Origin of the sequence: Cnuibacter physcomitrellae (assembly GCF_014640535.1) — a bacterium.
GTDB classification, from domain to species: Bacteria; Actinomycetota; Actinomycetes; order Actinomycetales; family Microbacteriaceae; genus Cnuibacter; species Cnuibacter physcomitrellae.
Genome location: NZ_BMHD01000001.1, coordinates 2,466,563 through 2,490,881 on the forward strand (window position 1 = coordinate 2,466,563; position 24,319 = coordinate 2,490,881).

Here is a 24,319-nt window from a genome sequence, read left to right on the forward strand (position 1 = left end):
CATCCACTGGAGGACGGTATGCACCCCGCCCGACCGCTCGGGGTCGCGCCCGTGAACCGGGCGTGAACACTCGTGTCCTGCGCGACGCTCGGGGTCAGGCTCAGCTCGCGCGGTGAGAGACGATGTACTGTTCCAGGGCCTCGCGTGCGATGACCGACAAGCCCCGGCCCTCTCTGCGGGCGAGCTCCTCGGCCTCCTCTCGCAGCTTCGCGGGCAGTCGGAAGTTCACCGAGGGGGAGGTTCCGCGGGCTGCCCCGAGCGAGGGACGACCACCCGCTCGCTTGCGCTCGACGGTGTACGCCTCAGTGTTCTCCTCGGTGATCCTGGTGCCATCCGCGTACCGGTACTCGTTGCCCTCGAGGTCCGCGTCGCCGTCGACGATCGGGGTGTTCTCGGTCACGACGTACTTGTTCGGATCCATCAGCCCTGTCCCTTCTCGAATGTCGTCGGCATCACGTGGATGAACATCGTGCTATAACCGAGTATGTCTCAGTATGCGGTGGCGCCGCGGAGGATGAACGGGCCGGGGCTCGCGTCGGTGATCGTGGGCGGGGTGGGGGTGCTGGCCGCGGTGCCGATCGTGGTCGTGATCGTGGTGCTCGTGGCGGTGGTGTGGGGCGAGCTGGAGCTCGATGACTCCGCTCAGTTCGACGTCTTCGTCGGGCTGCTGTCGTGGTTCGTCGCGGCTCCCCTCGCCGGGCTCCTCGGGCTCGGCGGGTCCATCACCGCGATCGTGGGGCTCCTCCGCCGACCCCGCACGCTCGCCGGGATCGGGCTCGCCCTGTCGCTCGTCGCGCTGCTCAGCGCGGTCGCGGCGATCACGCTCGCGTTCCTGTTCAGCGCGACCCTCCAGTCGTTCGAGCCCCTCCTCGGCACGGGCACGTGAACGGACGCGGACAGACCAACCCTTCGTCGATCGGTCTCGCGGCGCTCGTCTTCGACGCTCCTCCGTTCGTGGCCTGCGCGTTGGCGGTGCTTCCAGGTGGCGGTCCACCGGCTGCTGCGCTCGGGGTCGTCGCGATGCTCCTGACTCCGGTCTCGCTCGCGGTGTCCGCTGTCCTGACGGTGTGGGCGCTCACGGTCGCGGTGAGGAGGCGGTGGGTTCACCGCTCTAGCGACTCTGATCTCGTCAAGGAGGTCGGACTCCCCCTGCTTGCGGCCCTCACGGGCGCAGGCGGAGCAGTCGCACTCTGGATGATCCTGAGCACGGCGTCGTGACCCACGTACAGCGGCTGGCGACGATGGGCCCCTGACGTGACCACGTGAATCGGCGGGTGGACGGGCGCGGGTAACATCGAAAGCGCTCCGACACGTGCACGACCGAGAGAAGAGCCCGAGACGATGACGTTGCCCACTACATCACGCCCCGCCGACGACGCTGACGAGGTGTCCGCCGAGATCGCACGATCCTGGCTGCTGGTGTCCGCCCGCCGCACCGACGAGTTCGACGTGGCGCACCGCTCGCGGGCCGACCAGATCGTGCTCGACATCGAGGACGCCGTCGATCCGAAGCTCAAGCCGCAGGCCCGCGAGGATGTCGCGACGTGGCTCTCGAACGGCGGCAGCGCGTGGGTGCGCATCAACGATCGCACCACCGACTTCTGGAGCGGCGACGTCGATCACCTCAAGGGTCTGCCGGGCCTGCGCGGGGTGATGCTGGCGAAGACCGAGTCGGCCGCCGACGTCACCGAGACGTTCGACCGGCTGGGCGGATCCACCCCTGTGCTCGCCCTCATCGAGTCGGCGCTCGGCATCGAGGAGGCCGTGTCGATCGCCCGTGCCCGCGGCGCCTTCCGTCTCGCGTTCGGCAGCGGCGACTACCGCCGCGACACGGGCACCAGCGCCGACGACATGGCGATGGCGTACCCGCGGTCCCGCCTGGTCGTGGCCTCGCGCATCGGAAAGCTCCCCGGCCCGATCGACGGCCCGACCGTCAGCTCCAGCCACCCGATCCTGCGCGAGCAGTCGGAGGTGGCGGTGGCGCTCGGGCTCACCGGCAAGCTGTGCCTCGATCGCGACCAGCTGCCGGTGATCAACGAGGTCATCTCCCCCACCAAGTCGGATGTGACGTGGGCGCGCGACTTCCTCGCCGACTTCGAGGCGCGGGGCCGCGTCATCCGCGACGGGTCCGACCTGCCGCGCCTCGGCCGCGCGCAGAAGATCGACAAGCTCGCCCGCGCCTTCGGCGTCGAGCCGCTCTAGCGCGCTTCGGCCTCGGCGGCTGCGCCGTGCGCCGCCGCGCGGCCGGGCGCGAGCGCACCCAGAAGGCGCGGCTCTGCGCGCCGGGAAAGCGCTCTTTCTGGGGGCGCTCGGGAACTGACGCGGGGCGCGGGGGGCGTGGGGCAGCTCAGCGGGTGACGAGCTCGATCTCGACGAAGGCGAACTCGCCGGGGTTGTGGTTGACGACGTTGTGGCGGGCGCCGGGCTCGCGGCTGTAGCTGCGGCCGTGGACGTACTCGAACACGGCGTGGCCGCCGTCCTCCTGCTCGACCGCGAGCGTCCCGGTGGAGAGCGGCACGACGACGTACGGGTGCTCGTGCGTGTGCCATCCGGTCTCCGCACCCGGCTCGAACCGCCACTCCGTCACTCGGAAGGTGCCGTCGTCCACCTGCACGGTCGGCACCGCTGATCTGCGCTCCATGCGTCCACGCTATCCCGTGCCCCGACGCATCCGAGACGGATGGCGACGACCGCCGAGATGGGGTACCCGCCGCCGCGGTCCGGCTACGACTACAGCCAGCCGTTCGACTCGGCGATGCGCGCGGCGTCGGCCCGGTTGCGACCGCCGGTCTTGCCGATGGCGGCGGACAGGTGGTTGCGGACGGTGCCCTCCGAGAGGTGCAGCATGCGGGCGATGTCGGCGACCGAGCCGCCGGTGCGGGCGAGGGCGAGGGCGTCCGTCTCCCGCTCCGTCAGCGGGGAGTCGCCCTGGGCGAGCGACTCGGCCGCGAGGGTGGGGTCGAGCACGCGCTCGCCCCGATGGACCCGGCGGATGGCGTCCGCGAGCTGGGTGGCCGGGGTGTCCTTCACGACGAACCCGGATGCGCCCGCCTGGATGGCGCGCTTGAGATACCCGGGGCGGCCGAACGTGGTGACGATGATCACGCGACAGGACGGCATCGCGGCGCGCAGCTCGGCAGCGGCGGCGATCCCGTCGATGCCGGGCATCTCGATGTCGAGCATCGCGACCTGCGCGTCCGCCGCTTGCGCCGCCCCGACCACCTCGTCGCCGCGGCCCGCCTCGGCCACGACCTCGATGTCGGGCTCCAGCCCGAGCAGAGCGGACAGTGCGCCGCGCACGAGCGCCTGGTCATCCGCCACCAGGAGCCGGATGGACCCGCCGCCGCCCGCCGATGCCGCGGCGCCCACACCCGCACCCGCACCAGCAACCGCACCCGCGCTCACAGCACCACCCGCAGGCTGAACCCGCCGAGATCGCTCCGCCCCACGCTCATCCGCCCGCCCGCCGACTCGACGCGTTCCCGCAGACCGGCGAGCCCGGTCGACGTCGCGGCGGAGGCGGTGGGCCCGATGCCGTCGTCGGCGACCTCGACCTCGCCCCCGCGGAACGATATGCGGCAGGTCGAGGCGCCGGAGTGCCGGATGACGTTGGTCACGCCCTCTCGCACCACCCAGCCGGAGAGCTCGCGGCGGTCTGCGGGGATGACGTCGGTGGAGGACGGCAGGTCGGCCGCGATGCCCGCCGCCGCCAGCGCCGACCGCGCCGCCGCGAGCTCGGTGCTCACGTTGACACCGCGGAACCCGGCGACGGTCGCGCGCACGTCGGCGAGCGCACCCCGCGCCAAGCCCTCGACCTCGGCGATCTCGGTGCGCGCTCGCTGCGGATCGGCGTCGATGAGCCTGCCCGCGAGCTCGGCCTTGACCGTGATGACGGTGAGCGAGTGGCCGAGGATGTCATGGAGGTCGCGGCCCACGCGATTGCGCTCGCGCTCGACGGCGAGGAGCTCGAGCTCCACCTGCGTGTCGCGCAGCTGCGCGATCGTCGCGGTCGTCCGCGCGAAGGCCGCCATCATCGCCGAGATCGACAGGATGATGGCGGGCAGCCAGAGGATGTCCTCGCTCCACCCCTCCGTGACGCCCAGCGCCACGAGCGCGACGGCGGCCAACCCGACGATCACCGGCCAGGTGACCCGCCACGGCAGCAGCCCCATCCCGACCAGCACGCCGACGTAGGTCCACGTCCCGACCACGCCCCAGTGCACCCACGGGAAGAGCGTGAACGACAGCGCCAGGAGACCGGCGGGCACGAGGAGCCGGAGGCGGAGCGGCAGCGACCAGGTCAGGGGCGCTCCGGCGAGGAAGGCCGCGCCGAAGAGCACGACGAGCGCGACGCCGCCGATCGCGGCCGGGACGGAGCCGGAGTGCTCGACCGCATCCTGAGCGATGCTGATCAACCAGATGAGCGCGATCGCCGCGCCCACGTACCAGCGCCGTGCCCCCGCCGACACGAGGATCTCCGCCCGGGAGAGTCGGCCGAACGACGTGATGGACGAGGGACGGACGGGCCACCCCGGCCCGCCGTCCACTCGTCCGTCCACCATGGGGATCACTCTACGGTCGCACCCACGTCAGACCCGCTTGGTGTCGCGGCGGAAGGCCCAGGCCGTCCCCCCGACGAAGATCGCGAGCCAGACCAGGGCGTTGACCACCCAGAGCAGGTCGACGCTCTCGCCGGTCAGCGGAGCACGGGCGATCTGGCTGATGCCGTAGACGGGCGTGAAGGAGGCGATCGTCTGCATGAAGTCGGGCATGCTGCTCACCGGGTAGAAGAGTCCGCCCAGGAAGGCCAGCAGGACGATCGCGAGGCTCGTGATCTGAGCGGCGTTCTCGCCCGGCACGAGGTAGCCGACCATGAGGCCGAGCGCGGTGAACACGGCGGCCGCCAGCACCCACGCGACGAGGCCGGTCGTGATCCACTGCCACGGCTCGAGCTGGATGCCGCTGATCGCGCCCGCGGCGAAGGTCGCCACCACGGCGAAGAGGCCGAGCAGCATGCCGGCGATCATCTTGATCACGACGTTCACGAGCGGGTTGATGGGGGTCAGCCGCAGTTGCCGGCTCCACCCCTGGGCGCGCTCGACGCCGACGGCCGCGCCGGTCTGCGTCGCCGACATCATCGCGCCGTACATCGCCATCGACACCATGATGTACGCGGCCACCGACGGGCCGCCCTGGTCGAGCGGCGTCGCCGTGAGCGGTTCGTCGCGGAGGGGCAGCCCGATGATGACGAACATCACGATCGGGAACGCGATGGTGAAGACGAGCGTGCGCCGGTTGCGCAGCTTGCGCTTCAGCTCGATCCGCAGGTACGTGAGGTTGAAGCCGCCGAAGGGCGGCACCCTGCGGTCGAGGGCGACCCGGTCGGATGCGGTTGCCGCCTGAGCGGGAGCGGATGCGGTTCCTGCCTGAGCGGGAGCGGATGCGGATCCGGATCCGGATCCGCCGGTGGTCGTGGTCGCCGCGGTCATGAGCGGTCCCCCTTCTGCTGGTCGTCCGCGGGCGGCTGGGCGCCCGTCTCATCGGAGGTGAGCGCGAGGAAGACGCTCTCGAGGTTCTGCGGGGTGATCTCGACGTTGCGGGCGTCGGTCTGCGTGAGCAGGTATCGCGCCACCGCATCGGAGTCCTTCGTGTGGAGGACGACGCGGTCGCCCTTGACCTCCACGTCGTCCACGCCCGGGAGCGCCGCGAGCGACACCTGGTCCGCCTGCGGCAGCGTCGCCTGCACGACCCGGCCCGACACGAGGTTCTTGATCTCGCTCGTCGTGCCGTCCGCCACGATCCGACCGCGACTCATCAGCACGATCCGGTCGGCGTACTCGTCCGCCTCCTCGAGGTAGTGCGTGGCGAACAGCACCGTCCTGCCGCGGGCGGCGTCGGCGCGGATGGCGCTCCAGAACGAGCGGCGGCCCTCGACGTCCATGCCGGTCGTGGGCTCGTCGAGGATGAGGAGCCCCGGGTCCGAGAGGAGCGCCATCGCGAAGCGCAGCCGCTGCTGCTGACCGCCCGAGCAGACGCCCACGCGACGGTCGGCGATCTCCGCGATGCCCGCACGCGCCATCACCTCGGCCACCGGCCGGGTGTCGGCGAAGAGACTCGCCGTGAGCTCGAGCGTCTCGCGCACGGTGATGTCCTTGAGGAGCCCTCCGGTCTGGAGCACCGCCGACACGAGGCCGTGGGCGATCGCCGCTCGGGGCGCCTCGCCGAAGACTTGCACGCTGCCCTCGTCCGGCGTGGTGAGGCCGAGGAGCATGTCGATCGTGCTCGTCTTGCCCGCGCCGTTGGGCCCGAGGAAGGCCACGATCTCGCCCTGTCGCACGTGCAGGTCGACACCGTCGACGGCGCGGACCGTGCCGAAGCGCTTGACCAGCGCCGTCGCGTCGACCGCGGGGCTGAGGGTGGTGGCGGCGGGTGGCGCCTGCCGGGAGGGTGTCGTCGTCTGCATGTCTCCAGCCTGGCGTCGACGCGCATCGAGGTCCTCGGCCCTGCGTCACGACCTCGCCGTGACATTCGTCACGGTGACCCAGCGCGCCTCCCCCGTCTCCACCGGTCGCGGCGACCCCGCGAGCCCGCCGGACGAGGTCGCCGACGGGAGGATCCGGCTCCGCCCGGTATCCTGCCCGGATGGGGAACGCGACGGAGCGACCGGCCCGAGGCGGCCGTCGCGTGTTCGCTGCGATCGTCCTCACTGTGGTGCTGCTGATCGCGGTCCCCGTCACCGCGGGCGTCGTCGAGATCGCCGGCCGTCTCGCGGAGGGCGCCGCCTCTGCGGGCGATCCCTCGTTCTACACCCCGCCCACGCCGCTCCCGGCCGGGCAGCCGGGTGACGTCATCCGCACCGAGCGCCTCGACGACGGCCCCGAGGGCGCCCTGGCCTGGCGGTTGCTCTATCACTCGACGGATGCGTCGGGCGCCGACATCGCCGTCTCCGGCACCATCATCGCCCCCGTCGATGCAGCGAAGGAGGGCGACCGCACCGTCGTGTCGTGGGCGCATCCGACGACCGGCACAGCACCGCGCTGCGCCCCTTCGATCGGTGTCGATCCTTTCGACCTGATCGAAGGGCTCGACCGGCTGCTCGCGGCGGGCTACGTGGTCGCCGCCACCGACTATGCAGGGATGGGTGCGCCCGGGTCTCCGTCGTTCCTCATCGGCGACACCGAGGCCGCGAACGTGCTCGACATCGCCCGTGCGGCACAGCACGTGGACGGCACGGGAGCGAGCGACCGAGTCGTGCTGTGGGGCCACTCTCAGGGCGGCCACGCCTCGCTCTTCGCGGCGGCCCGCGCGCCCGCCTACTCCCCCGACCTCGAGGTACAGGTGGTCGCCGTCGCCGCTCCGGCCACCGATCTGGCGAGCCTGCTCTCCGCCGACATCGGCGACGTGTCGGGCGTGACCATCGGCGCCTACGCGTTCGACTCGTACGCGACCGCCTATGCCTCATCGCTGCCCGCCGATCCGCTCGCGGCGATCCTCACCCAGGCCGGCGCGGACGCGGTCCCGGGGATGGCGGACCTCTGTCTGATCGGCCAGAACTCGCAGCTGCACGACATCGCGGATCCGCTCATCGGGAGCTTCCTCGCCCACGATCCGACCACGGTCCCGGGGTGGAAGGACGTGCTGGCCCAGAACGCCGCTCCCACCACCCGGCTCGACGTCCCGCTCTTCGTCGCGCAAGGCGCTTCCGACACCCTCGTCCGCCCCGCTGTCACGGCCTCCTACGTCGTCGCCCAGCAGGCAGCCGGAACGGACGTCACCTCGGAGACCTACCCGGGCGTCGGCCACGGCGAGATCGCGCTGAAGGTGCTGGACACCCTCCTCCCCTGGCTCGCCGACCGCGCACCCGCCTCGCGATGAACGCGGCGCCGGTCGTAGCCTCGTCGGTGTGAGCGACACACCTCTGCAGCGCGCATCCGTCGACGGGCTCCCGGTCGTCTTCGTCACCCCCGCGCCCGCGAACGACCGCGGCCGTCTGGCTCTCTTCCTCCCCTTCCTCGGGGGCACGAAGGAGACCGTCGCGCCCCAGCTCGCGCGACTGGCGCACGACGGCTTCACCGCGGTCGGCCTCGACCCCTTCAGGCTCGGCGAACGCGGCGACGGCGACGACCGGGCGGTCGTCGCGTCGGTGTTCGCCCACTTCCGACGCGACATGTGGCCCATCCTCGGGCAGACCACGCTCGACGCCGTCCGCGTCCTCGACTGGGCCACCGCACGCTTCCCCGTGGCTGCGGACGACATCGTGGCCGGTGGGCTCTCGATGGGGGGCGACATCGGCGTCGCTCTCGCGGGGATCGACCGGCGCGTGACCCGGGTGGCCGCCGTGGGCGCGACGCCCGACTGGACCCGGCCGGGCATGCGACACGTCGGGAACCCGGAGGAGGTGATCCTCCAGGGCGATCCGACCGCCTTCGGGCAGTGGATGTACTCGCACCTCGACCCGATGACCCACCCCGGCGGCTACGCTCACGGCCCGGCGATCGCGTTCGAACTGGGCGCGGACGACACGCACGTCCCGCCGGAGGCCGCGACGCGGTTCCGCGAGGCGCTCCGCGCGGCGGCACCCCTCGCCGCGGAGCGGATGCGCGTGACCGAGCACGCGGGACTGGACCACCTCGGCGCGATCCGCGACACGCGTGTGGTCGAGTCGGCGCTCGCCTGGCTGGCGGACCCGTCGTAGGAGCGGGGCGCGCCCATCGCAGGAGCGGGTCGGGCCCGTCGTAGGAGCGGGGCGCGCCCATCGAAGGAGCCCGTCGGGCCCGGATCAGGGCGTGAGGATCCAGGTCCAGATGAGGAGGAGGGTGACGAGGAAGCCGGTGACGAAGTTGAGCAGCAGGAAGCGCCGCCAGCCGCGGTTCGCCCCCTCGGCCTCGGCGTCGGTGATCGACCAGAACGGCAGGATGCTCACCGCGTAGGGCAGGGCGAGCAGACCCGCCAGCGGGCCGGGCCACGGCGTCAGCAGCATCAGCGCTCCGCTCACCAGGTACGCGACGAAGGCCAGGCGCACTGTGGCGCGAGCGCCGATGACGGTCGCGACGGATCCGATGCCGGCCTCCCGGTCGGGGACGATGTCCTGGACCGCGCCGAAGGCGTGGCTCGCGACACCCCAGACGAAGTAGGCCGCGAGGAGCGCCACGAGGGCCGGCGTCACGGTCGCACCCGCGAGGGCGAACCCGTAGACGGCCGGGCTGACGAAGTGCGTGCTCGAGGTGAGGGAGTCGAGGAACGGGCGCTCCTTGAAGCGCAGCACCGGCGCGCTGTACGCGATCACGGCGAAGACGCTCACGGCGAGGACGAGCCACGACAGGGGCGAGCCGGCCAGCACGAGGACCACGAGGAAGGGCACGTTCGTGATGACCACGCCCCAGAGGGTGATCCGGTGCAGGGACCGGTCGAGCACGGCGCCCTCGACGCCGCCCTTGCGCGGGTTGCGCAGGTCGGACTCGTAGTCGAAGACGTCGTTGATGCCGTACATGGCGAGGTTGTAGGGCACCAGGAAGTAGATCGTGCCCACGATGAAGACCCAGTCGACCTCGCGCACGGTCAGCAGGTACGCCGCCGCGAACGGGTACGCGGTGTTGACCCACGACAGCGGGCGCGACGAGAGGAGCAGCTGGCGGATCATCGCGGCTCCTCCCCCGGCTCCGGCGCGCGCGGCGCCACCCGTGCCCGAGGCGCCACACGCGCCCGACGCTCCAGGAGCACCCACAGCGACGGCAGGAGCACGGCCGCTGCGATCGCGTAGGCGAAGTCCTCGACCGGCGCGATCCCGATGAAGGCGCCGCTGATGCGATCCGGGGCATACGCCACGAGGCCCACGGCGATCATCACGTTGTCGAACACGGCCGTCATCACGAGCAGCACGCCGAGGCCGAGGCCTCCCGCCGCCAGCGAACGCCTCAGCACGGCGCCCGACCGACGAGCGAGCACCACCACCGCGATGATCCCCACCCCCGCGGTGACCGCGAGGAAGAAGGAGTTGAGCGCCCAGTACGTCATGCCCCCTCCCCCGCTCCCGCCCGAGACCCGGTCCGGCGACCCGCAGCGGCGAGCATCCGACGGGCGCCGCAGAACAGCACCATCGTGAGGTAGCAGAGCAGCAGGAGGAAGAAGACCTCTTCCACGGGCAGCTCGGGAGCGATCACCAGGCCCGTCATGAACGCCGTCTCGCCGCGGCAGAACACGCCGAGACCGATGCCGAAGAGGTCCCAGACGAGGAAGAACACCACGCCCGTGACCAGGACCACGACCGCGCGCACGGGAGCCCCGGCGAAGACGAAGAGCCGGAACCGGACGTCGAGCGTGACCATGCCGCCGATCGAGATCAGCAGCGCGCAGAGGTAGAGGACGCCCATCCGCGATCGGTCAGCTCCTGCCGCCGGACGGTGCGCCGGGCACCATCCGGTCGACCGTGTCGAGGGGTTCGAGCGGCTCCGCGAGAGGCGTCGTGGAGACGTCACCGCGCAGGCGCTTGATCACCAGCTCGGCGCTGATGAGGCACATCGGCAGTCCCACTCCGGGCATGGTGGACGCCCCCGCGTAGTAGAGGCCGTCGACCTTCGAGCTCACGCCCTTCGCCCGGAACATCGCGCTCTGTCGGAGCGTGTGCGCGGGCCCGAGGGCGGTGCCCTTCCAGGCGTGGAAGTCGTCGGCGAAGTCGGCCGGCCCGACCGTCCGGCGGACGAGGATGCGAGAGGCGAGGTCCGGGATGCCGGCCCAGGCCCCGATCTGCTCGATGGCGGCGTCGGCGATGGTCTCGATGCGCGCGTCGCCGTCCCCGTCCACTCCCCCGCGTCCGAGCGAGACGTCCGGAGCGATCGGCACCAGCACGAAGAGGTTCTCCTCGCCGTCGGGCGCCACGGCAGGGTCGGATGCGCTGGGTCGGCACACGTAGATCGACGCCGGGTCCGGGACGGCCGTGCCGGGCGGGGAGTCGAAGATCGCGCGGAAGTTCGACCGCCAGTCCTTCGTGAAGAACAGCGTGTGGTGCTCGAGCTCGGGCAGCTCGCCGCGGACGCCCAGCAGGATCAGGACGGCGGACGGACCCGCGGTCCTCTTCTCCCAGTACGACTCCGGGTAGGTCTGGAGCTCGGGCAGCAGGAGGTCCGTCTCGCTGTGGTGGAGATCGGCGGTCGAGACGACGAGGTCCGCGTCGATGGAGTGGGCGCGACCCTCCGCATCCGACCAGTTGACCCCGCCCACGTGAGGGAGCTGGCCCTTCGCCGCCTGCCGCGGCGCCTCGACCGCCGCCGGCACCGTGGCGGCCGGCTCGTATTCCCCTCCGAGCATGCGACGCAGCTCGTCGCGGTCGAGCACCGTGGTGTCGAACTCCGTGGTGGGGTAGTCGTACGGATCCGCCGGCTTCGTAATGGCCTCGGCCGCCGCTTCCGCCTCGACTGCGAGCACGATGCGGGTCGCTTCGGCCCCCGTGATGATCTCGACGCCCTCTCGGCGGGCGATCCGCTCGAGAGCGTGGATCACCGAGGTGAACCCGCCGCGCGGGTAAAGCACGCCGTCGGCGAGGTCGAGGTGGCTCATCAGGTGGTACATGCTCGGAGCGGAATACGGCGAGGTACCGAGGAAGACGCCCGGGTAGCCGAGGATCTTCTGCAGCCTGTCGTCGTGGACCGTCCTGCCTGCGAAGGACATCAGGTTCTCGGTGAGCAGCCGGACCAGCTTGGGGAAGCGCTTCAGCACCGGCCCGACGAGCAGCGGTCGGACCTGGTCGAACGTCGAGTAGAGGAAGTGCTCCTTGGCGAGCCCGTACGTCTCCGCGGCGGAGTCGAGGTACGCCTCCATCCGCGGTCCCGAGCCCGGCTCGAGCGACTCGAACAGCGCGATGTTCTCCTCGCGGCTCGCGGCGATGTCGATCGGCTTCGGGTCGCCCTCCGTGTACACGCGGTAGCCCGGGTCGAGGCGCACCAGATCGAGCTCCTGGTCGGCGCTCGTCCCCATGAGCTTGAAGAAATGGTCGAACACCTCGGGCATGAGGTACCACGACGGGCCGGTGTCGAAGCGGAAGCCGTCCTGCTCCCAGCTGCCCGCCCGGCCGCCCAGGCTCTCGTTCTTCTCCAGGAGCGTCACCTGACGTCCCTCGCGGGCCAGCAGCGCCGCCGTGGCCAGGCCGCTGATCCCTCCTCCGATCACGACCGCTCTCGACGTCACTCCGCTGCTTCCTTCTCGACCGCCCGTGGCAGCCGCCCGACGGCGGCCCCTGCAGCTATTCTCGCCTTCACCGGGTTGGGAACGCGGATGCGGGTCGTCATGAGCGTGGCGGCGGGCGTGTCGCGAAGTCGTGTCGCCAACTCCTCGAAGAGCCCCTGGGCCAGGGCCACCGCCCTCCGCGACGACGGCGGGAGCCCGGGCAGACAGCGGGCAGCGCAGGCGAGGTCGTCGTCGATCTCGGCCAGGATCTGCGCCTTCTGGGCCTCCGTGAACGACTCGACCGTCACATCCGGGAAGTAGCTGCGCCCGAGGGAGCGGAAGTCCGCGGCCAGGTCGCGGAGGAAGTTGATCTTCTGGAACGCCGCTCCGAGGTGCTTCGCGCCGGTCTCGAGACGCGCTCGCTCCGACGGGGTCACGTCGACTCCACGCAGGAACGCCGCGAGGCACATCAGGCCGACGACCTCGGCCGATCCGTACACGTAGTCGTCGAACGACGCGCGGTCGTGGGCCGTCCGGGTGATGTCGGCGCGCATGGACCGGAAGAACGGACGCGTGAGGTCGGTTCCGATGCCGACCTGCCTGGAGGTCAGCGCGAAGGCGTGCACGATGAGGTTGGTGCTGTATCCGACGCGGATGGCCTGCTCGGTCTCCGCCTCGAGCGCATCCAGCCGCTCGCGGATCCCGTCGGCGTCGAGGTGCGCCGACTCCCCCAGCCCGTCGACGACCTCGTCGGCGATCCGCACCAGCGCGTAGATGTTCTCGACGTCGCGGCGCACCGTCGGACCCAGCAGACGCGCGGCCAGACCGAAGGAGGTCGAATAGCGGCGGATCACGATCGCCGCCGTCTCGACGGCGACACGGTCGTAGAGCGAGAGCTGCGACTCGCGCGCGGCCTCGGTCATCGGACGCGCTCCAGCACCCCGGCCACCACGGGGCGGAACTCGTCGCGGACACGGCTCGTGAGCGCCGGTGAGGCCAGCGCCTCCCAGGCGCGGTTGGCGTAGTCGCGCGCGAGCGCCTCGGCGAAGCGGCGGGAGCCGGTCGCCTCCAGCACGGCGCGGATGCGGTCGGCCTGCTCGAGCGTCAGCGTGGGGTCGCCGACGAGGTGGGCGACCTCCTGCCACTCGGGGCGGGTCACCGCGTGCGCGAGGAGCACCGTGCTCTTCCCCTCGCGGAGGTCGCCGAGGTTCGACTTGCCGGTCGCCTCCTCGTCGCCGAAGACGCCGAGGAGGTCGTCGACGATCTGGAAGGCGATGCCGATGCCGCGGCCGAAGTCGCCCAACGCGACGACCGCCTCCTCTCGCGCGCCCGCGAGGAGCGCGCCGGCCCGCAGCGGACCTTCGAAGGAGTACATCGCCGTCTTCAGGCGCTCCATCTCGACGATCTCCTCCACCGGCGGGACGCCCGGGCGGATCGAGAAGTCGACGTCGTAGAGCTCGCCCGCCGCGGAGAGGAACATCGACTCGTCCAGCACGTCGACCACACGACGGCGTACCTGCTCGGACAGGCCTCCGGAGTCGATCAGCCGGTAGGCGTAGAAGAGCGCGAGATCGCCGGCGATCACGGCCACCGACATCCCGCGGTGCTCCGCGATCGGGATCGGGATGCCGGCGGTGGTCGCGATGTCGCGGTAGCTTCCCGACACGTTCGGGCTCCCCCGCCGCACGAAGTCGCGGTCGATGACGTCGTCGTGCACGATGAGCGCCGTGTGGAGCAGCTCGAACGCGGCGCCGACGGTCGCCGCCGACTCGAGGTCCTGCCCTCCGAGAGACTCGTAGGCCGCCATGACCATGCGCGGACGGAACCGCTTGCCGCCCGCAGAGTTGCGTTCGAGCGTCTCCCAGAGTGTGCTGTAGGCCTCGCCGATCCCCCGGGCTCGGCGACGTTGCTCGGCGAAGAAGCGCTCGAGCACCTCGTCGACCAGGTGCGTGCGCCGTTCGGAGAGAGCCAGGAGGCCGTGTGCGTCCACCTGCTTCACATTACATGGCAGTCTAGTAATAAAGGAGGTCAACGATATGGTGCAGACGACCGAGCAGGTGGTCCTCCTCTCCGACGACGGCGAGGCCATCGGCACCGCCGACAAGGCCACCGTGCACACGGAGGACACCCCGCTGCACCTCGCCTTCTCGTGCCACGTCTTCGACGACGAGGGCCGGATGCTGGTCACCCGACGCGCGCTCCACAAGCGCACCTGGCCCGGAGTCTGGACGAACTCGTTCTGCGGACACCCGGCGCCGGGGGAGGACATCGTCGACGCCGTCCACCGCCGCGCCGCCGACGAGCTCGGCATGACGCTCGAGGGCGTCGAGCCGGTGCTGCCCGACTTCCGCTACCTCGCGGTCGACGCCTCGGGCATCGTCGAGAACGAGGTCTGCCCTGTCTACACCGCCCGCGTGTCGGGCTCGTTCGACCCCCACCGCGACGAGGTGATGGAGTGGCGCTGGGTCGACCCGGCGGACCTCCGCGTCGCGGTCTCCGCCGCGAGCTGGGCGTTCAGCCCCTGGCTCGCCCTGCAGCTCGACCGCCTCCACCCCGACCCCGCCCAGTCCGTCCCGGCCCTCTGACGCGCGCCGCGCTCCGGGGGAGGATGGCCGCGTCCCGGGGGAGGATGGGGGGATGAGCGAGCTGCGCGTCGGTGTCCTGCCCGAGACGAACGACAGGGTGGAACGCGCCGTCCGCGAGGCGGGAGGGAGCGTGGTCGAGGTCCGGGAGGGGGAGCGGCTCGACGGGCTGGTGGTCTGGTTCGGGACCCGCCCCGACGACCTGGAGCGCACGCTGGAGGCGCATCCGGAGGCGTCGTGGGTGCAGCTGCCGAGTGCCGGGATCGAGAAGTACGCCGGGTCGCTGCGCGCGCATCTGGAGCTCGCCTGGACGAGCGCGAAGGGCGCGTACGCGGAACCCGTCGCCGAGCACGCGCTGGCCCTGACGCTCGCGCTGCTGAGACTGCTGCCCGAACGGGCGCGCGCGACGAGCTGGGGCGAGGTGGCCGGGACGAGCCTGCACGGGCTGGAGGTCGTCGTGGTCGGCGCCGGGGGAGTGGGGCTCGAGATCGTGCGGCTGATGAAGGGATTCCGGACCACCGTGACCGTCGTGCGCCGCAGCGACGCTCCGGCCGAGGGCGCCGACCGCACCGTGACGAGCGACCGCCTCGCCGAGGTGCTCGCCCACGCCGACGTGGTCGTGGTCGCCGCCGCGCTCACGGACGGCACCCGGCGCCTGCTCGACGCCGACGCACTCGCCCTGCTGCAGCCTCACGCGGTGGTCGTCAACATCGCGCGCGGCGGGCTGATCGACACGGATGCGCTGGTCAGCGCCCTGCGGGAGGAGCGGATCGCGGGCGCGGCGCTCGACGTGACGGATCCGGAGCCGCTGCCCGACGGGCATCCGCTGTGGACCGAGCCGCGCGCGCTCATCACCCCGCACACGGCGGACACGCCGGCGATGATCGAACCCCTCCTCGCCGACCGCATCGGCCGCAACGTGGCCGCGCGCCGGGCCGGCTCGCCCCTCGAGGGTGTCGTCGACCCGCGCGCGGGCTACTGAGGGCCGCGCGGATCTGACACTCGTGGCGGGCTGACGGCTCGCGAGCCCACCACGACTGTCAGATCCGCGTCTCGAAGAGAGCCCGCGGCGCGCGCGTCAGGAGGACAGGGCGCGGAGGCGCGGGGCGAGGTCGCGCTCGAAGAGCTCGAGGAAGCGGCGCTGGTCCTGGCCGGGCGCGTGGAACACGAGGTGGTTCAGCCCGGCGTCGACGTACTGCGCCACCTGGGCGACGACCTCGTCCGGGTCGGCGCCCACGATCCAGCGCGAGGCGATCTGCTCGATGGGGAGCGCATCCGCCGCCTTCTCCATCTCGACCGGGTCGGTGATGTCGTGCTTCTGCTCCTTCGACAGCGCCAGCGGGGCCCAGAACCGGGTGTTCTCGAGCGCCGTGTCGTAGTCGGTGTCGTAGGAGAGCTTGATCTCGATCATCCGATCGATGTCGTCGAAGTCGCGGTCGGCCTTCGCCGCGCCCTCCTTCACCGCCGGGATGAGGTCGTCGGTGTACAGCGACATGCCCTTGCCCGAGGTGCAGATGAAGCCGTCGCCCGCCCGGCCGGCGTAGCGCGCCACGACCGGGCCGCCCGCCGCGACGTAGACCGGGATGGGGGAGGAGGGCCGGTCGTAGATGGAGGCGTCGTGGGTCGAGTAGTACTCGCCCTGGAAGTTCACGCGGTCCTCGGTCCACAGCGCCCGCATCAGCGAGATCGCCTCACGCAGGCGGGCGAACCGCTCCTTGAACTCGGGCCAGGTCTGCTCGCCGGCTCCGCGGAACCCGGTCGCGATCTCGTTCAGCGCCTCGCCCGTGCCCACACCGAGGAAGATCCGTCCGGGGTAGAGCTCGCCCATGGTCGCGAACGCCTGCGCGATCACCGCGGGGTTGTAGCGGAACGTGGGGGTCATCACCGACGTGCCGATCCGGATCGACGACGTCCGCTCGCCCACGGCGGCCATCCACGTCAGGGAGAAGGGCGCGTGCCCGCCCTCGTGCCGCCAGGGCTGGAAGTGGTCCGAGACGGCCACCGACTCCATCCCGTGCGCCTCCGCGGCGACGGCGATCTCCACCAGCTCCCGCGGGTCGAACTGCTCAGCGCTGGCCTTGTATCCGAGTCGAAGCGTCATGTCCCTATTCTCTTCCCGTCCCGCGCTCGGTGCGCGTCGCCATCCGTGCGCTCAGCGCGCGACCTCGTCGGGTGCCGCGTCCAGCAGCACGAGCTCGTCGCGCGTGGGCGCACCCTCCCAGTCACCGCGGACGGTGACCGCGAACGCCCCGGTCCGCGCTGCGAGCGCGAGACACGCCTCCGGCGACTCGTCCGCGCACAGTCCGGCCAGGTATCCCGCCGCGAACGCGTCCCCGGCACCGACCGAGTCGATGGCGGTCACCGGGATCGGCGGCACGACGTGGTCCTGCCCGTCGATCACCGCGACGGCTCCGAGCGAGCCGCGCTTCACGATGACGGCCGACGGCCCGAGCCCGCTCAGCGCACGGGCGAGGCTCACGGCGTCCGAGCCGTCGACGATCATCGACGCCTCCGCCTCGGTGGCGAACACGATGTCGGATGCGGCGACGAGCTCCCGGTAGACGGGAGCGGCGGTGGCCGCATCCCAGAGCGCGGAGCGGTGGTTCACGTCGAGGGACACGAGCACCCCGGCGGCGCGGGCGTGGGTCACGGCCGTGAGCACGGCGTCGCGCGCCGATGCGCTGAGGGCGGCGGTGATGCCCGACACGTGCAGCACCCGCGCCGAGGCGATGGAGGCCTCGTCGACGTCGGCCGGCGACAGCCGCGATCCTGCGCTGTGGGCACGGTAGTAGACCACGCGTGTGGCGCGCGACATCCGCTGCTCCTTGAGCATCAGCGCGGTGGGCCCGTCGGGGTCGACCACGGCACGCACGTCCACGCCCTCGCCCCGCAGCGTCATCGTGATGAGGCGCCCGAACTCGTCGTCGCCCACACGGCCGATCCAGCGGACGGATGCGCCCAGTCGCGCGAGCCCGATCGCCACGTTCGACTCGGCGCCCGCGATCCCGACGGCGAGCGAGTCGGCGTGGCGCAGCAACCCCACCTGGTGCGGGGTGAGCAGCGCCATGGTCTCGCCGAACGTGAGCACGTCGGTCATGCTGCCCCCTCCGGGGCGGCGGCGGCGAGGATCGCCGACGCCCGCGACCTCAGGCCGGCCAGATCGCCCGTCGAGAGCGCATCGCCGATGAGCGGCGATCCCACGCCGACGGCGGAGGCTCCCGCGCGCAGGTAGGCGGGGATGTCCCCGGCCGACACGCCGCCGGTCGGGATCATGAGGACGTCGTCGAGCGGCGCCCGCACCTGCTTCAGGTACTCCGGCCCGCCCGCGGTCGCCGCGGGGAACACCTTCACGGCGGTGGCGCCGGCGTTCCAGCCGGTGACCATCTCGGTCGGGGTCAGGGTGCCCGGGTACCAGGCGAGCCCGGCCACGGCGGCCGCCGCGCCGACGCCGAGGTCGAGCGACGGCGACACGAGGAACGCGCCGCCCGCGTCGACCGTCTGCGCCACGTGCTCGGCCGTCAGCACGGTGCCCGACCCGAGATCCACCTCCGCACCGTACCGCGAGCGGAGGGTGCGGATGCCGTCGATCCAGCCCGGCGTGTTCGTCGTGATCTCGAGGCACCGCACGCCCGACTCGATGAGCGTCTCGCAGACCGCCAGCAGGTGCTCCGACGAGCGGCCCCGGACGATCGCCACCACCCGGCTCGCGAGGAGCACGTCGCTGAGGGGCAGCCGGGCGGTCATCGGAAGTCCCCGATCCGTCGGACGCCCTCGAGGAGGTCGTCGGTGTCGGCGGCGAGCGAGAGGCGGATCCACCCCTCTCCGACCGGTCCGAACGCTGTGCCGGGCGCGACGGCGACGTACTCGCTCTCGAGCAGCCGCACCGCCCAGGTCGCGACATCGCCGTCCGTCCGGTCGCTGACGTCGAGCCACAGGTAGAACGCGCCGTGCGGGGTGAGGTAGTGGATGCCGAGCGTGTCGAGGGCCGCCATCACGGCGTCGCGACGTGTCCGGTAGACCTCCCGCATGGCGACCACCTCGTCCTGGGGGCCGGTCAGCGCGGCGAGGGCGGCCGCCTGAGCGGGCGCGTTCACGCACGCGATCATCGGCTCCTGCAGCTTCGCGAGCGTCGGCGCGAACTCCGGCGCCGAGACGAGATAGCCGACCCGCACCCCGGTCATCGCGTACGTCTTCGAGAAGCTGAACGCGCTGAGCACACGACCCTGGCCGTCGAAGCGAGCGGGGGAGGTGTGCACGGCCTCGTAGGTGAGCGCGTCGTAGCACTCGTCGGAGAGCAGCCAGATGTCGTGGCGGTCGGCGAAGCGCACGAGCGCCTCGACGACCTCGGCGGACATGACCGAGCCGAGCGGGTTGGACGGCGTGTTCACCACGATGAGCCGCGTCCGCGGCGTGACGAGTCGCTCGAGCTCCTCGAAGTCGGGCATGAACCCGTTCTCCGGCCGCAGCGAGTAGCCCACCGGGACCGCCTGCAGGAGCCCGACCGCCATCGTGTAGTTGGGCCATCCCGGGTCGGGGATGAGCACCTCGTCGCCGGCGGTGAGCGTCGCCGTGAACGCGACGTGGAGCGCTTGGGCGCCGCCCGCCGTCACCACGACCTGGTCGGGGGAGACCTCGAGCCCGTTGTGCGACCGCAGCTTGTCGGCGATGGCGCTGCGGAGCGCCCCCACGCCCGCGTTGGGCGTGTAGTGGGTGTCACCGGTCTCGTACGCCGCCTCCGCCGCGGCGACCACGTGGGTCGGCGGGTCGAAGCTGGGCTCCCCGACATGAAGGCCGATGACCGGTCGGTCGAGCTTCCATGCGGCATCCATGACCCGGCGGATGCCGGATCTCGGCATCGCGTCGGCCGCGGGTGCGAGCTGGGGCATTGTGTCTCTCTCTCGTCGTGCTGGTCGGTGGTGGAGTCGTGGGGCGGAGGCGGCGGCCGGGGGCCCGCGCCAAGACGGCCCGGTCGGACGGGGCCGATCCGCGGATCGCCTGCGGGGTCAGGCGGGAGCGAGCGCGAACAGGCGCGAGGCGGTCCCGCCCAGCACGGCCTCCCGCTCGGCGGCGGAGGAGCCGGCCTCGTCGAGCGCCGAGCCGATCGCATCCAGGAGGGCGCTGTATCCGGGCGCGGCGGCGGGCCAGGGCATGTCGGACCCCCACATCACCCGGTCGGCGCCGTAGGCCTCCAGGTACCTCGTGGTCGGTCCGCGCAGGTCGGAGTAGGGCGCGTCCTCCTGCGAGACGGCGTAGTGACCTGAGACGAGTACGTGCATCTGCGGATGCGCGGCCAGCGCGCACACCGCTTCCACCCGCTCGTCGGGGAGGCGCGAGGCGAACCAGGGCCGCCCGTGCGCGTCCACCCTCATGTCGGCGGGGGAGAAGCCGAAGTGGTTGAGCGCGATGGCGAGATCCGGCAGCTCGCGGGCCACCGCCTCCACCAGCGGGAACTGGTCGGGCGGCAGGTAGGCCCAGAGCACCACGCCACGGTCGGCGCACCACCTCAGCATCGGCAGGGCGGGCGAGTCGCGGATGTCCTGTCCGGGCTCCCCGAGCCAGGTCGTGCGCAGGCCGCCGAAGCGGAACCCGGCGCGGCGGCGGTCGAGCGCGTCCGAGACGGACTCCGCATGCCGGCCACCCGCGCGGCCGCGCTCGGCGTCGGAGGACACCGCGACGGCCGCGAAGCGCTCGGGATCGGCGTCGAGGCACTCGCGCACGTAGTCGTCGTGCTCGTCGAGCGGCACCAGGACCGCGCGGCCCACGCCGTGGCGCTCGAGCTCGGCGACGAACGCCTCGACGGGGGCGTCGCGGTCGTCCGGCGCCAGCTCGTCCGTTCCTCGCGGCGACACCGCGGCGGGCCGGAACACGTGGGCGTGCGCGTCGACGCGGGTCATCGCTTCGCCTTCACCACGAACAGCGTCGCCGCGATGACGATGACCGCGCCTCGGATGAGGTCGGTGAGCGTCGACGGCATCTGCAGCAGCGTGATCGAGCTGGAGACCAGCGCGAGCAGCAGCACGCCGCCGAGCGTGCCGAACAGGCTGCCGCGGCCGCCGAGCAGCGAGGTGCCGCCGATGACGACGACCGTGATCGCCGAGAGCTCGAGGCCCTGCCCTGCGGTCGGCGAGCCGATCGACGAACGGGCGGCGAGCATGATGCCCGCGATGGCGGCGAGGATGCCCGAGGCCACGTAGACCCAGACGAGCACACGGTCGGCCTTGATGCCCACGGCGCGCGCCGCCTTGAGGTCGCCGCCGACCGCGTAGACGTGCTTGCCCCAGCGGGTGCGGGCGAGGAGGTAGCCCACGACCGCGACCGCGATCACGACGACGAGGAACGAGTACGGGATCGGCCCGAGGCTGCCCAGCGCGAAGTTCTTGAGGTCGGACGTGACCTTGCCCGCCGGCACGCTCGACACGGTGAGGGCGATGCCCTGCACGATGTAGAACGACGCGAGCGTCACGATGAACGCGGGCAGCTTGGCGAACGCCACGAAGGCGCCGTTGAACAGACCCACGAGTGCCCCGAGCACCACCATCCCGAGGAGGACGGGGATCACGCGGATCGGATAGGCGTCGATGAGCACCGCGGTCAGGAGCGCGGAGAGCGTGGCCGTCGATCCGACCGAGAGGTCGATGCCGCCGGTGAGGATGACGAGGTGCTGGCCCATGGCCACCAGGCCGAGCACGACGGTCGCCGTGAGCACCGTCGAGAGGTTCGACGGTGTCCAGAACGCGCCGCCCTTGACGATGCTGAGGGCGACGACGAGCGCGATCACGACGACCCAGACCGCGAAGCCGCCGCGTACGAGGGCGGCGAAGCCGAAGCGCTTCGACCTCTCGGGTCGCGCGTCGACGGTGGCGGTTGCAGTGCTCATCGGTTCGTTCCCATCGCGAGGTGCATGACCTCTTCCTCGTTGCCGAGACCGCCCGGCAGCTCACCGGCGATCGAGCCGTCCCTGGCCACGAGCACACGGTGCGAGAGCCCGAGCACCTCGATCAGCTCGCTGGACGCGACCACGACCGCCAGGCCCTGGGCCGCGAGCTCCGAGATGATCTGGTAGATCTCCGCCTTGGCTCCCACGTCGACCCCACGGGTGGGCTCGTCGAGCACGAGCACCGTAGGGCCCAGCTCGAGCCACTTGGCGATGACGATCTTCTGCTGGTTGCCGCCGGAGAGCAGTCGCGTCTCCTGGTCGGGACCGGATGCGCGGATGCCGAGGCGCTCCTGCTCGGCCGACCACCGGTCGCGCTGCACGGCCCGCCGGATCCAGCCGAAGCGGGCGATCCTGCCCAGCACGGCCATCGTCGTGTTCTCGGAGACGGTGAGGTCGAGCACGAGCCCCTCCGTCTTCCGCTCCTCGGGCACCAGGACGACACCCGCGCGGAGGGCCCGGCGGATGGATCCGCCGATCGGCCGGCCGGCCACCTCGATGCGGCCCGCGGCGAGCGGATGCGCGCCCGCGATCGTGCGGAGCAGACGGCTGCGGCCCGAGCCCACGAGCCCCGCGACCCCGACGATCTCGCCCGCGCGCACCTCGAGGTCGATCGGCGCCGGCCGACGGGTGCGGCTGCGCGGCACCACGCCGGTCAGGCGCAGCACGACGTCGCCGGTGAGCTCGCCCGGCTCGGGGAACACCGCGTCGACCGTGCGGCCGACCATCTCGCGCACGATGCGCTCGGTGTCGAAGTCCTTCTTCTCGCCCTCGGCGACGGTCGCGCCGTCGCGGAGGATCGTGACGTCGTCGGCCAGCTCCTGCACCTCGTCGAGGAGGTGGGTGATGTACACCACGGCGGTCCCCGCGGCCGCGAGCTCGCGCACGACCGCGTGCAGCGCATCCAGCTTGTCGCCGGAGAGCACCGCGGAGGGCTCGTCGAGGATGACCACGCTCGCCCTGCGGATGAGGGCACGCGCGATCTCGATGAGCTGCTGGTTCGCGAGCGAGTAGTCGCCGGCCTGGGCGCCGAGGTCGATGTCGGCCAGGCCGACGCGGGACAGGGCGTCGCGGGCGATGGAGCGCTGCTGCGACAGGCTGAGCGAGCCCGCCTTCGTCACCTCCTGGCCGAGCATGACGTTGTCGAGCACCGTCATCGCCGGGAGGACGGTGAGCTCCTGGTAGACGGCCATCACCCCGGCGTCGAGCGCCTCGCGGGGGCTGCCGAAGTCCCGGGTCTCGCCGGCGACCGTCAGGGTGCCGGTGTCGGCGCGCTGGTTGCCGGTGAGGATCCCGACCAGGGTCGACTTCCCCGCGCCGTTCTCACCGAGGAGGGCATGGACCCGTCCGGCGCGCGCGGTGAAGTCGACTCCGGAGAGGGCCCGGACGCCCGGGAACGACTTGGTCAGTCCCCGGGCCTCCAGAACCGTGTGCTGCGTGGGCATGACTAGCTGCAGAGCCCCAGCTCCACGAGCGTGGCGTCGTCGAGCGTGGACGGGACGAACAGGTTGTCGCCGCAGTCCTTGCGCACGTACTGGGCCGCGTCTTCGTTGGTGAACGACGGGGAGTCGATGAAGACCTTGTTCAGCACGGGCTCGCCCTTCAGCACCGACACGGCGGTGTCGAGGCAGTCGGCGCTCATCTCCGGCGGGAAGGTCGACAGCGCGAACTGCACGTCGGTGCCCTCGGTGGCCTTGAGGAAGGCGTTGCTCGAGTCGCCGGTCAGCGGAGGCACGGTCTTGCCGGCCTCGGTGTACGCCTGCACGACGCCGAGGTCGCCGTATCCGGAGTCGCTCCAGATGCCGTCGAGGTCGGGGTACTGGGTGATCAGGTTGTCCGCGACGGTCTTCGCCACGGTCGGCGACCACTCGGTGTACTGCTGGGTGACGACCTCGATGTCCGGGTACTTCTCGAACACCTTCTTGGCCGCGGCCGCCTGGTACTCGGCGGTCGGCACGCCGGCGAGACCGCTGAGCATCGCGACCTTGCCCTTGCCGCCCAGCTTCTGGACGAGCCACTCGGCGTACGCCGAGCCGAGGAGGTCGTACTGGCGGGTCACCGTCGAGACGGCGCCGCTGTCGTCGGGCAGGATGCCGGAGCAGAGGATCACCGGGATGCCCTGCTCGGTGGCCGCCTGCACCTGACCGGTGATGCCCTCGCCCATGGGCACGACGACCATGGCGTCGGGCTTCTGGCTGGCGAGCTGCTGGATGTTGTCGACCTGCGTCGTGGCGTCGCCGTTGGCCGACGCGTAGAGGGTGCTGACGCCGATCTCGTCCGCGTGGCGCTTGAACGCCTCCTCACTGAGGGTGCCCCACGAGTTGATCGGGCCCTGCGCGGCGAGGGCGATGGTGTAGCCGCCCGCCGGCTCGTCCTTCTTGTAGGACGCGGTGTCGATCTCGCACACGGTCTCCTCGACCGGGGTGAGGTCCTGGATGCCGAGCTCCTCGGCGGTGGTCGACCAGGCCTTGGTGTAGCTGTCCTGGGCGGCAGCGGCGTTGGAGCAGTCGGCGTTCGCAGCCGAGGTCGAGGACGACCCCTCCTGCTCGGAGCTGCAGGCCGCGAGTGCGATGAGCACGCCGGCGCTGGCCACGATCGCGACCGCGGAGCGGCCGCGGGCGGACCGGAATGGACGGAAGGACAT

The 24,319-nt window shown here is 71.8% G+C and carries 26 protein-coding genes; 6 read left to right on the forward strand and 20 right to left on the reverse strand.

Translation table 11 applies throughout. The features are described 5' to 3' along the window. Positions 1–100: 100 nt before the first annotated feature. Positions 101–421, reverse strand: a complete 321-nt coding sequence (locus tag IEX69_RS11585) for a ribbon-helix-helix protein, CopG family (protein WP_085021123.1) — start codon at positions 419–421, stop codon at positions 101–103. A 63-nt stretch (positions 422–484) separates the two neighbouring features. Here IEX69_RS11585 and IEX69_RS11590 point away from each other — a divergent pair, with 63 nt between their 5' ends. Both IEX69_RS11590 and IEX69_RS11595 read left to right on the forward strand, forming a co-directional pair. Further along, on the forward strand, positions 485–886 hold the full coding sequence (locus IEX69_RS11590) for a hypothetical protein (protein WP_157127356.1): 402 nt from the start codon (positions 485–487) through the stop codon (positions 884–886). A 455-nt stretch (positions 887–1,341) separates the two neighbouring features. Next, entirely contained in the window at positions 1,342–2,202 is an 861-nt protein-coding gene (locus IEX69_RS11595; protein WP_085021126.1) for an HpcH/HpaI aldolase/citrate lyase family protein, read from the forward strand. A 145-nt stretch (positions 2,203–2,347) separates the two neighbouring features. Here IEX69_RS11595 and IEX69_RS11600 read toward each other — a convergent pair whose 3' ends face one another. From IEX69_RS11600 to IEX69_RS11620, 5 genes are all read right to left on the reverse strand, one after another. Beyond that, complete coding sequence (locus IEX69_RS11600; RefSeq protein ID WP_085021127.1) at positions 2,348–2,641, reverse strand: cupin domain-containing protein; 294 nt, start codon at positions 2,639–2,641, stop codon at positions 2,348–2,350. 89 nt (positions 2,642–2,730) lie between these two features. Continuing rightward, positions 2,731–3,369 carry a response regulator transcription factor gene (locus IEX69_RS11605; protein ID WP_229756322.1) on the reverse strand — a complete coding sequence of 213 codons (639 nt, stop codon included), beginning with the start codon at positions 3,367–3,369 and terminating at the stop codon, positions 2,731–2,733. 32 nt (positions 3,370–3,401) lie between these two features. Next, a complete protein-coding gene (locus IEX69_RS11610) occupies positions 3,402–4,562 on the reverse strand; it encodes a sensor histidine kinase (protein WP_085021128.1) in 1,161 nt (386 codons plus the stop codon). Positions 4,563–4,589: 27 nt separating this feature from the next. Further along, positions 4,590–5,489, reverse strand: coding sequence for an ABC transporter permease (locus IEX69_RS11615; protein ID WP_085021129.1), 900 nt, complete (start codon positions 5,487–5,489; stop codon positions 4,590–4,592). Continuing rightward, the gene (locus IEX69_RS11620) at positions 5,486–6,463 is read right to left on the reverse strand and encodes an ABC transporter ATP-binding protein (RefSeq protein WP_085021130.1); all 978 of its coding nucleotides are present in this window, start codon (positions 6,461–6,463) and stop codon (positions 5,486–5,488) included. The genes IEX69_RS11615 and IEX69_RS11620 overlap by 4 nt, the downstream gene beginning before the upstream one ends. A 179-nt stretch (positions 6,464–6,642) precedes the next feature. On the opposite strand from IEX69_RS11620, the gene IEX69_RS11625 reads away from it, so the two are divergent. Together IEX69_RS11625 and IEX69_RS11630 are read left to right on the forward strand one after the other, a co-directional pair. After that, positions 6,643–7,875 (forward strand): alpha/beta fold hydrolase, encoded by a 1,233-nt coding sequence (locus IEX69_RS11625; RefSeq protein WP_085021131.1) that lies wholly within the window; start codon positions 6,643–6,645, stop codon positions 7,873–7,875. Positions 7,876–7,903: 28 nt separating this feature from the next. Beyond that, entirely contained in the window at positions 7,904–8,695 is a 792-nt protein-coding gene (locus IEX69_RS11630; protein ID WP_085021132.1) for an alpha/beta hydrolase family protein, read from the forward strand. Between the two features lie 84 nt (positions 8,696–8,779). Here the strand turns inward: IEX69_RS11630 and IEX69_RS11635 are convergent, their stop codons facing one another. From IEX69_RS11635 to IEX69_RS11665, 6 genes are read right to left on the reverse strand one after another with little or no spacing between them, the layout of a single operon-like run. Then, entirely contained in the window at positions 8,780–9,640 is an 861-nt protein-coding gene (locus tag IEX69_RS11635) for a prenyltransferase (RefSeq protein WP_085021133.1), read from the reverse strand. Then, a complete protein-coding gene (locus tag IEX69_RS11640; protein ID WP_085021134.1) occupies positions 9,637–10,014 on the reverse strand; it encodes a lycopene cyclase domain-containing protein in 378 nt (125 codons plus the stop codon). The genes IEX69_RS11635 and IEX69_RS11640 overlap by 4 nt, the downstream gene beginning before the upstream one ends. Beyond that, positions 10,011–10,370, reverse strand: coding sequence for a lycopene cyclase domain-containing protein (locus tag IEX69_RS11645; RefSeq protein ID WP_085021135.1), 360 nt, complete (start codon positions 10,368–10,370; stop codon positions 10,011–10,013). The genes IEX69_RS11640 and IEX69_RS11645 overlap by 4 nt, the downstream gene beginning before the upstream one ends. A gap of 10 nt (positions 10,371–10,380) precedes the next feature. Continuing rightward, positions 10,381–12,180, reverse strand: coding sequence for a phytoene desaturase family protein (gene crtI, locus IEX69_RS20915; RefSeq protein ID WP_229756323.1), 1,800 nt, complete (start codon positions 12,178–12,180; stop codon positions 10,381–10,383). Further along, on the reverse strand, positions 12,177–13,082 hold the full coding sequence (locus tag IEX69_RS11660) for a phytoene/squalene synthase family protein (RefSeq protein WP_085021136.1): 906 nt from the start codon (positions 13,080–13,082) through the stop codon (positions 12,177–12,179). Before IEX69_RS11660 ends, crtI begins: the two co-directional genes overlap by 4 nt. Further along, positions 13,079–14,149, reverse strand: a complete 1,071-nt coding sequence (locus IEX69_RS11665; RefSeq protein ID WP_229756324.1) for a polyprenyl synthetase family protein — start codon at positions 14,147–14,149, stop codon at positions 13,079–13,081. Before IEX69_RS11665 ends, IEX69_RS11660 begins: the two co-directional genes overlap by 4 nt. Positions 14,150–14,195: 46 nt before the next feature. On the opposite strand from IEX69_RS11665, the gene idi reads away from it, so the two are divergent. Further along, positions 14,196–14,744, forward strand: a complete 549-nt coding sequence (idi, locus tag IEX69_RS11670) for an isopentenyl-diphosphate Delta-isomerase (protein WP_085021138.1) — start codon at positions 14,196–14,198, stop codon at positions 14,742–14,744. A 52-nt stretch (positions 14,745–14,796) separates the two neighbouring features. Then, positions 14,797–15,723 carry an NAD(P)-dependent oxidoreductase gene (locus IEX69_RS11675; RefSeq protein ID WP_085021139.1) on the forward strand — a complete coding sequence of 309 codons (927 nt, stop codon included), beginning with the start codon at positions 14,797–14,799 and terminating at the stop codon, positions 15,721–15,723. 96 nt (positions 15,724–15,819) lie between these two features. Here the strand turns inward: IEX69_RS11675 and fgd are convergent, their stop codons facing one another. From fgd to IEX69_RS11715, 8 genes are all read right to left on the reverse strand, one after another. Beyond that, positions 15,820–16,842, reverse strand: coding sequence for a glucose-6-phosphate dehydrogenase (coenzyme-F420) (fgd, locus tag IEX69_RS11680; protein WP_085021140.1), 1,023 nt, complete (start codon positions 16,840–16,842; stop codon positions 15,820–15,822). A 51-nt stretch (positions 16,843–16,893) separates the two neighbouring features. Beyond that, positions 16,894–17,838 (reverse strand): sugar kinase, encoded by a 945-nt coding sequence (locus tag IEX69_RS11685; protein WP_085021141.1) that lies wholly within the window; start codon positions 17,836–17,838, stop codon positions 16,894–16,896. Beyond that, complete coding sequence (locus IEX69_RS11690) at positions 17,835–18,485, reverse strand: bifunctional 4-hydroxy-2-oxoglutarate aldolase/2-dehydro-3-deoxy-phosphogluconate aldolase (RefSeq protein ID WP_085021142.1); 651 nt, start codon at positions 18,483–18,485, stop codon at positions 17,835–17,837. The genes IEX69_RS11685 and IEX69_RS11690 overlap by 4 nt, the downstream gene beginning before the upstream one ends. Next, on the reverse strand, positions 18,482–19,627 hold the full coding sequence (locus IEX69_RS11695) for a pyridoxal phosphate-dependent aminotransferase (RefSeq protein ID WP_085021143.1): 1,146 nt from the start codon (positions 19,625–19,627) through the stop codon (positions 18,482–18,484). The genes IEX69_RS11690 and IEX69_RS11695 overlap by 4 nt, the downstream gene beginning before the upstream one ends. Before the next feature lie 117 nt (positions 19,628–19,744). Then, positions 19,745–20,635, reverse strand: a complete 891-nt coding sequence (locus IEX69_RS11700) for an amidohydrolase family protein (RefSeq protein ID WP_085021144.1) — start codon at positions 20,633–20,635, stop codon at positions 19,745–19,747. Beyond that, positions 20,632–21,618: an ABC transporter permease gene (locus IEX69_RS11705; RefSeq protein ID WP_085021145.1), complete on the reverse strand. Its 987-nt coding sequence runs from the start codon at positions 21,616–21,618 to the stop codon at positions 20,632–20,634. The genes IEX69_RS11700 and IEX69_RS11705 overlap by 4 nt, the downstream gene beginning before the upstream one ends. Beyond that, positions 21,615–23,120, reverse strand: coding sequence for a sugar ABC transporter ATP-binding protein (locus IEX69_RS11710; protein ID WP_085021146.1), 1,506 nt, complete (start codon positions 23,118–23,120; stop codon positions 21,615–21,617). Before IEX69_RS11710 ends, IEX69_RS11705 begins: the two co-directional genes overlap by 4 nt. Positions 23,121–23,122: 2 nt before the next feature. Continuing rightward, on the reverse strand, positions 23,123–24,319 hold the full coding sequence (locus IEX69_RS11715; RefSeq protein ID WP_085021147.1) for a substrate-binding domain-containing protein: 1,197 nt from the start codon (positions 24,317–24,319) through the stop codon (positions 23,123–23,125).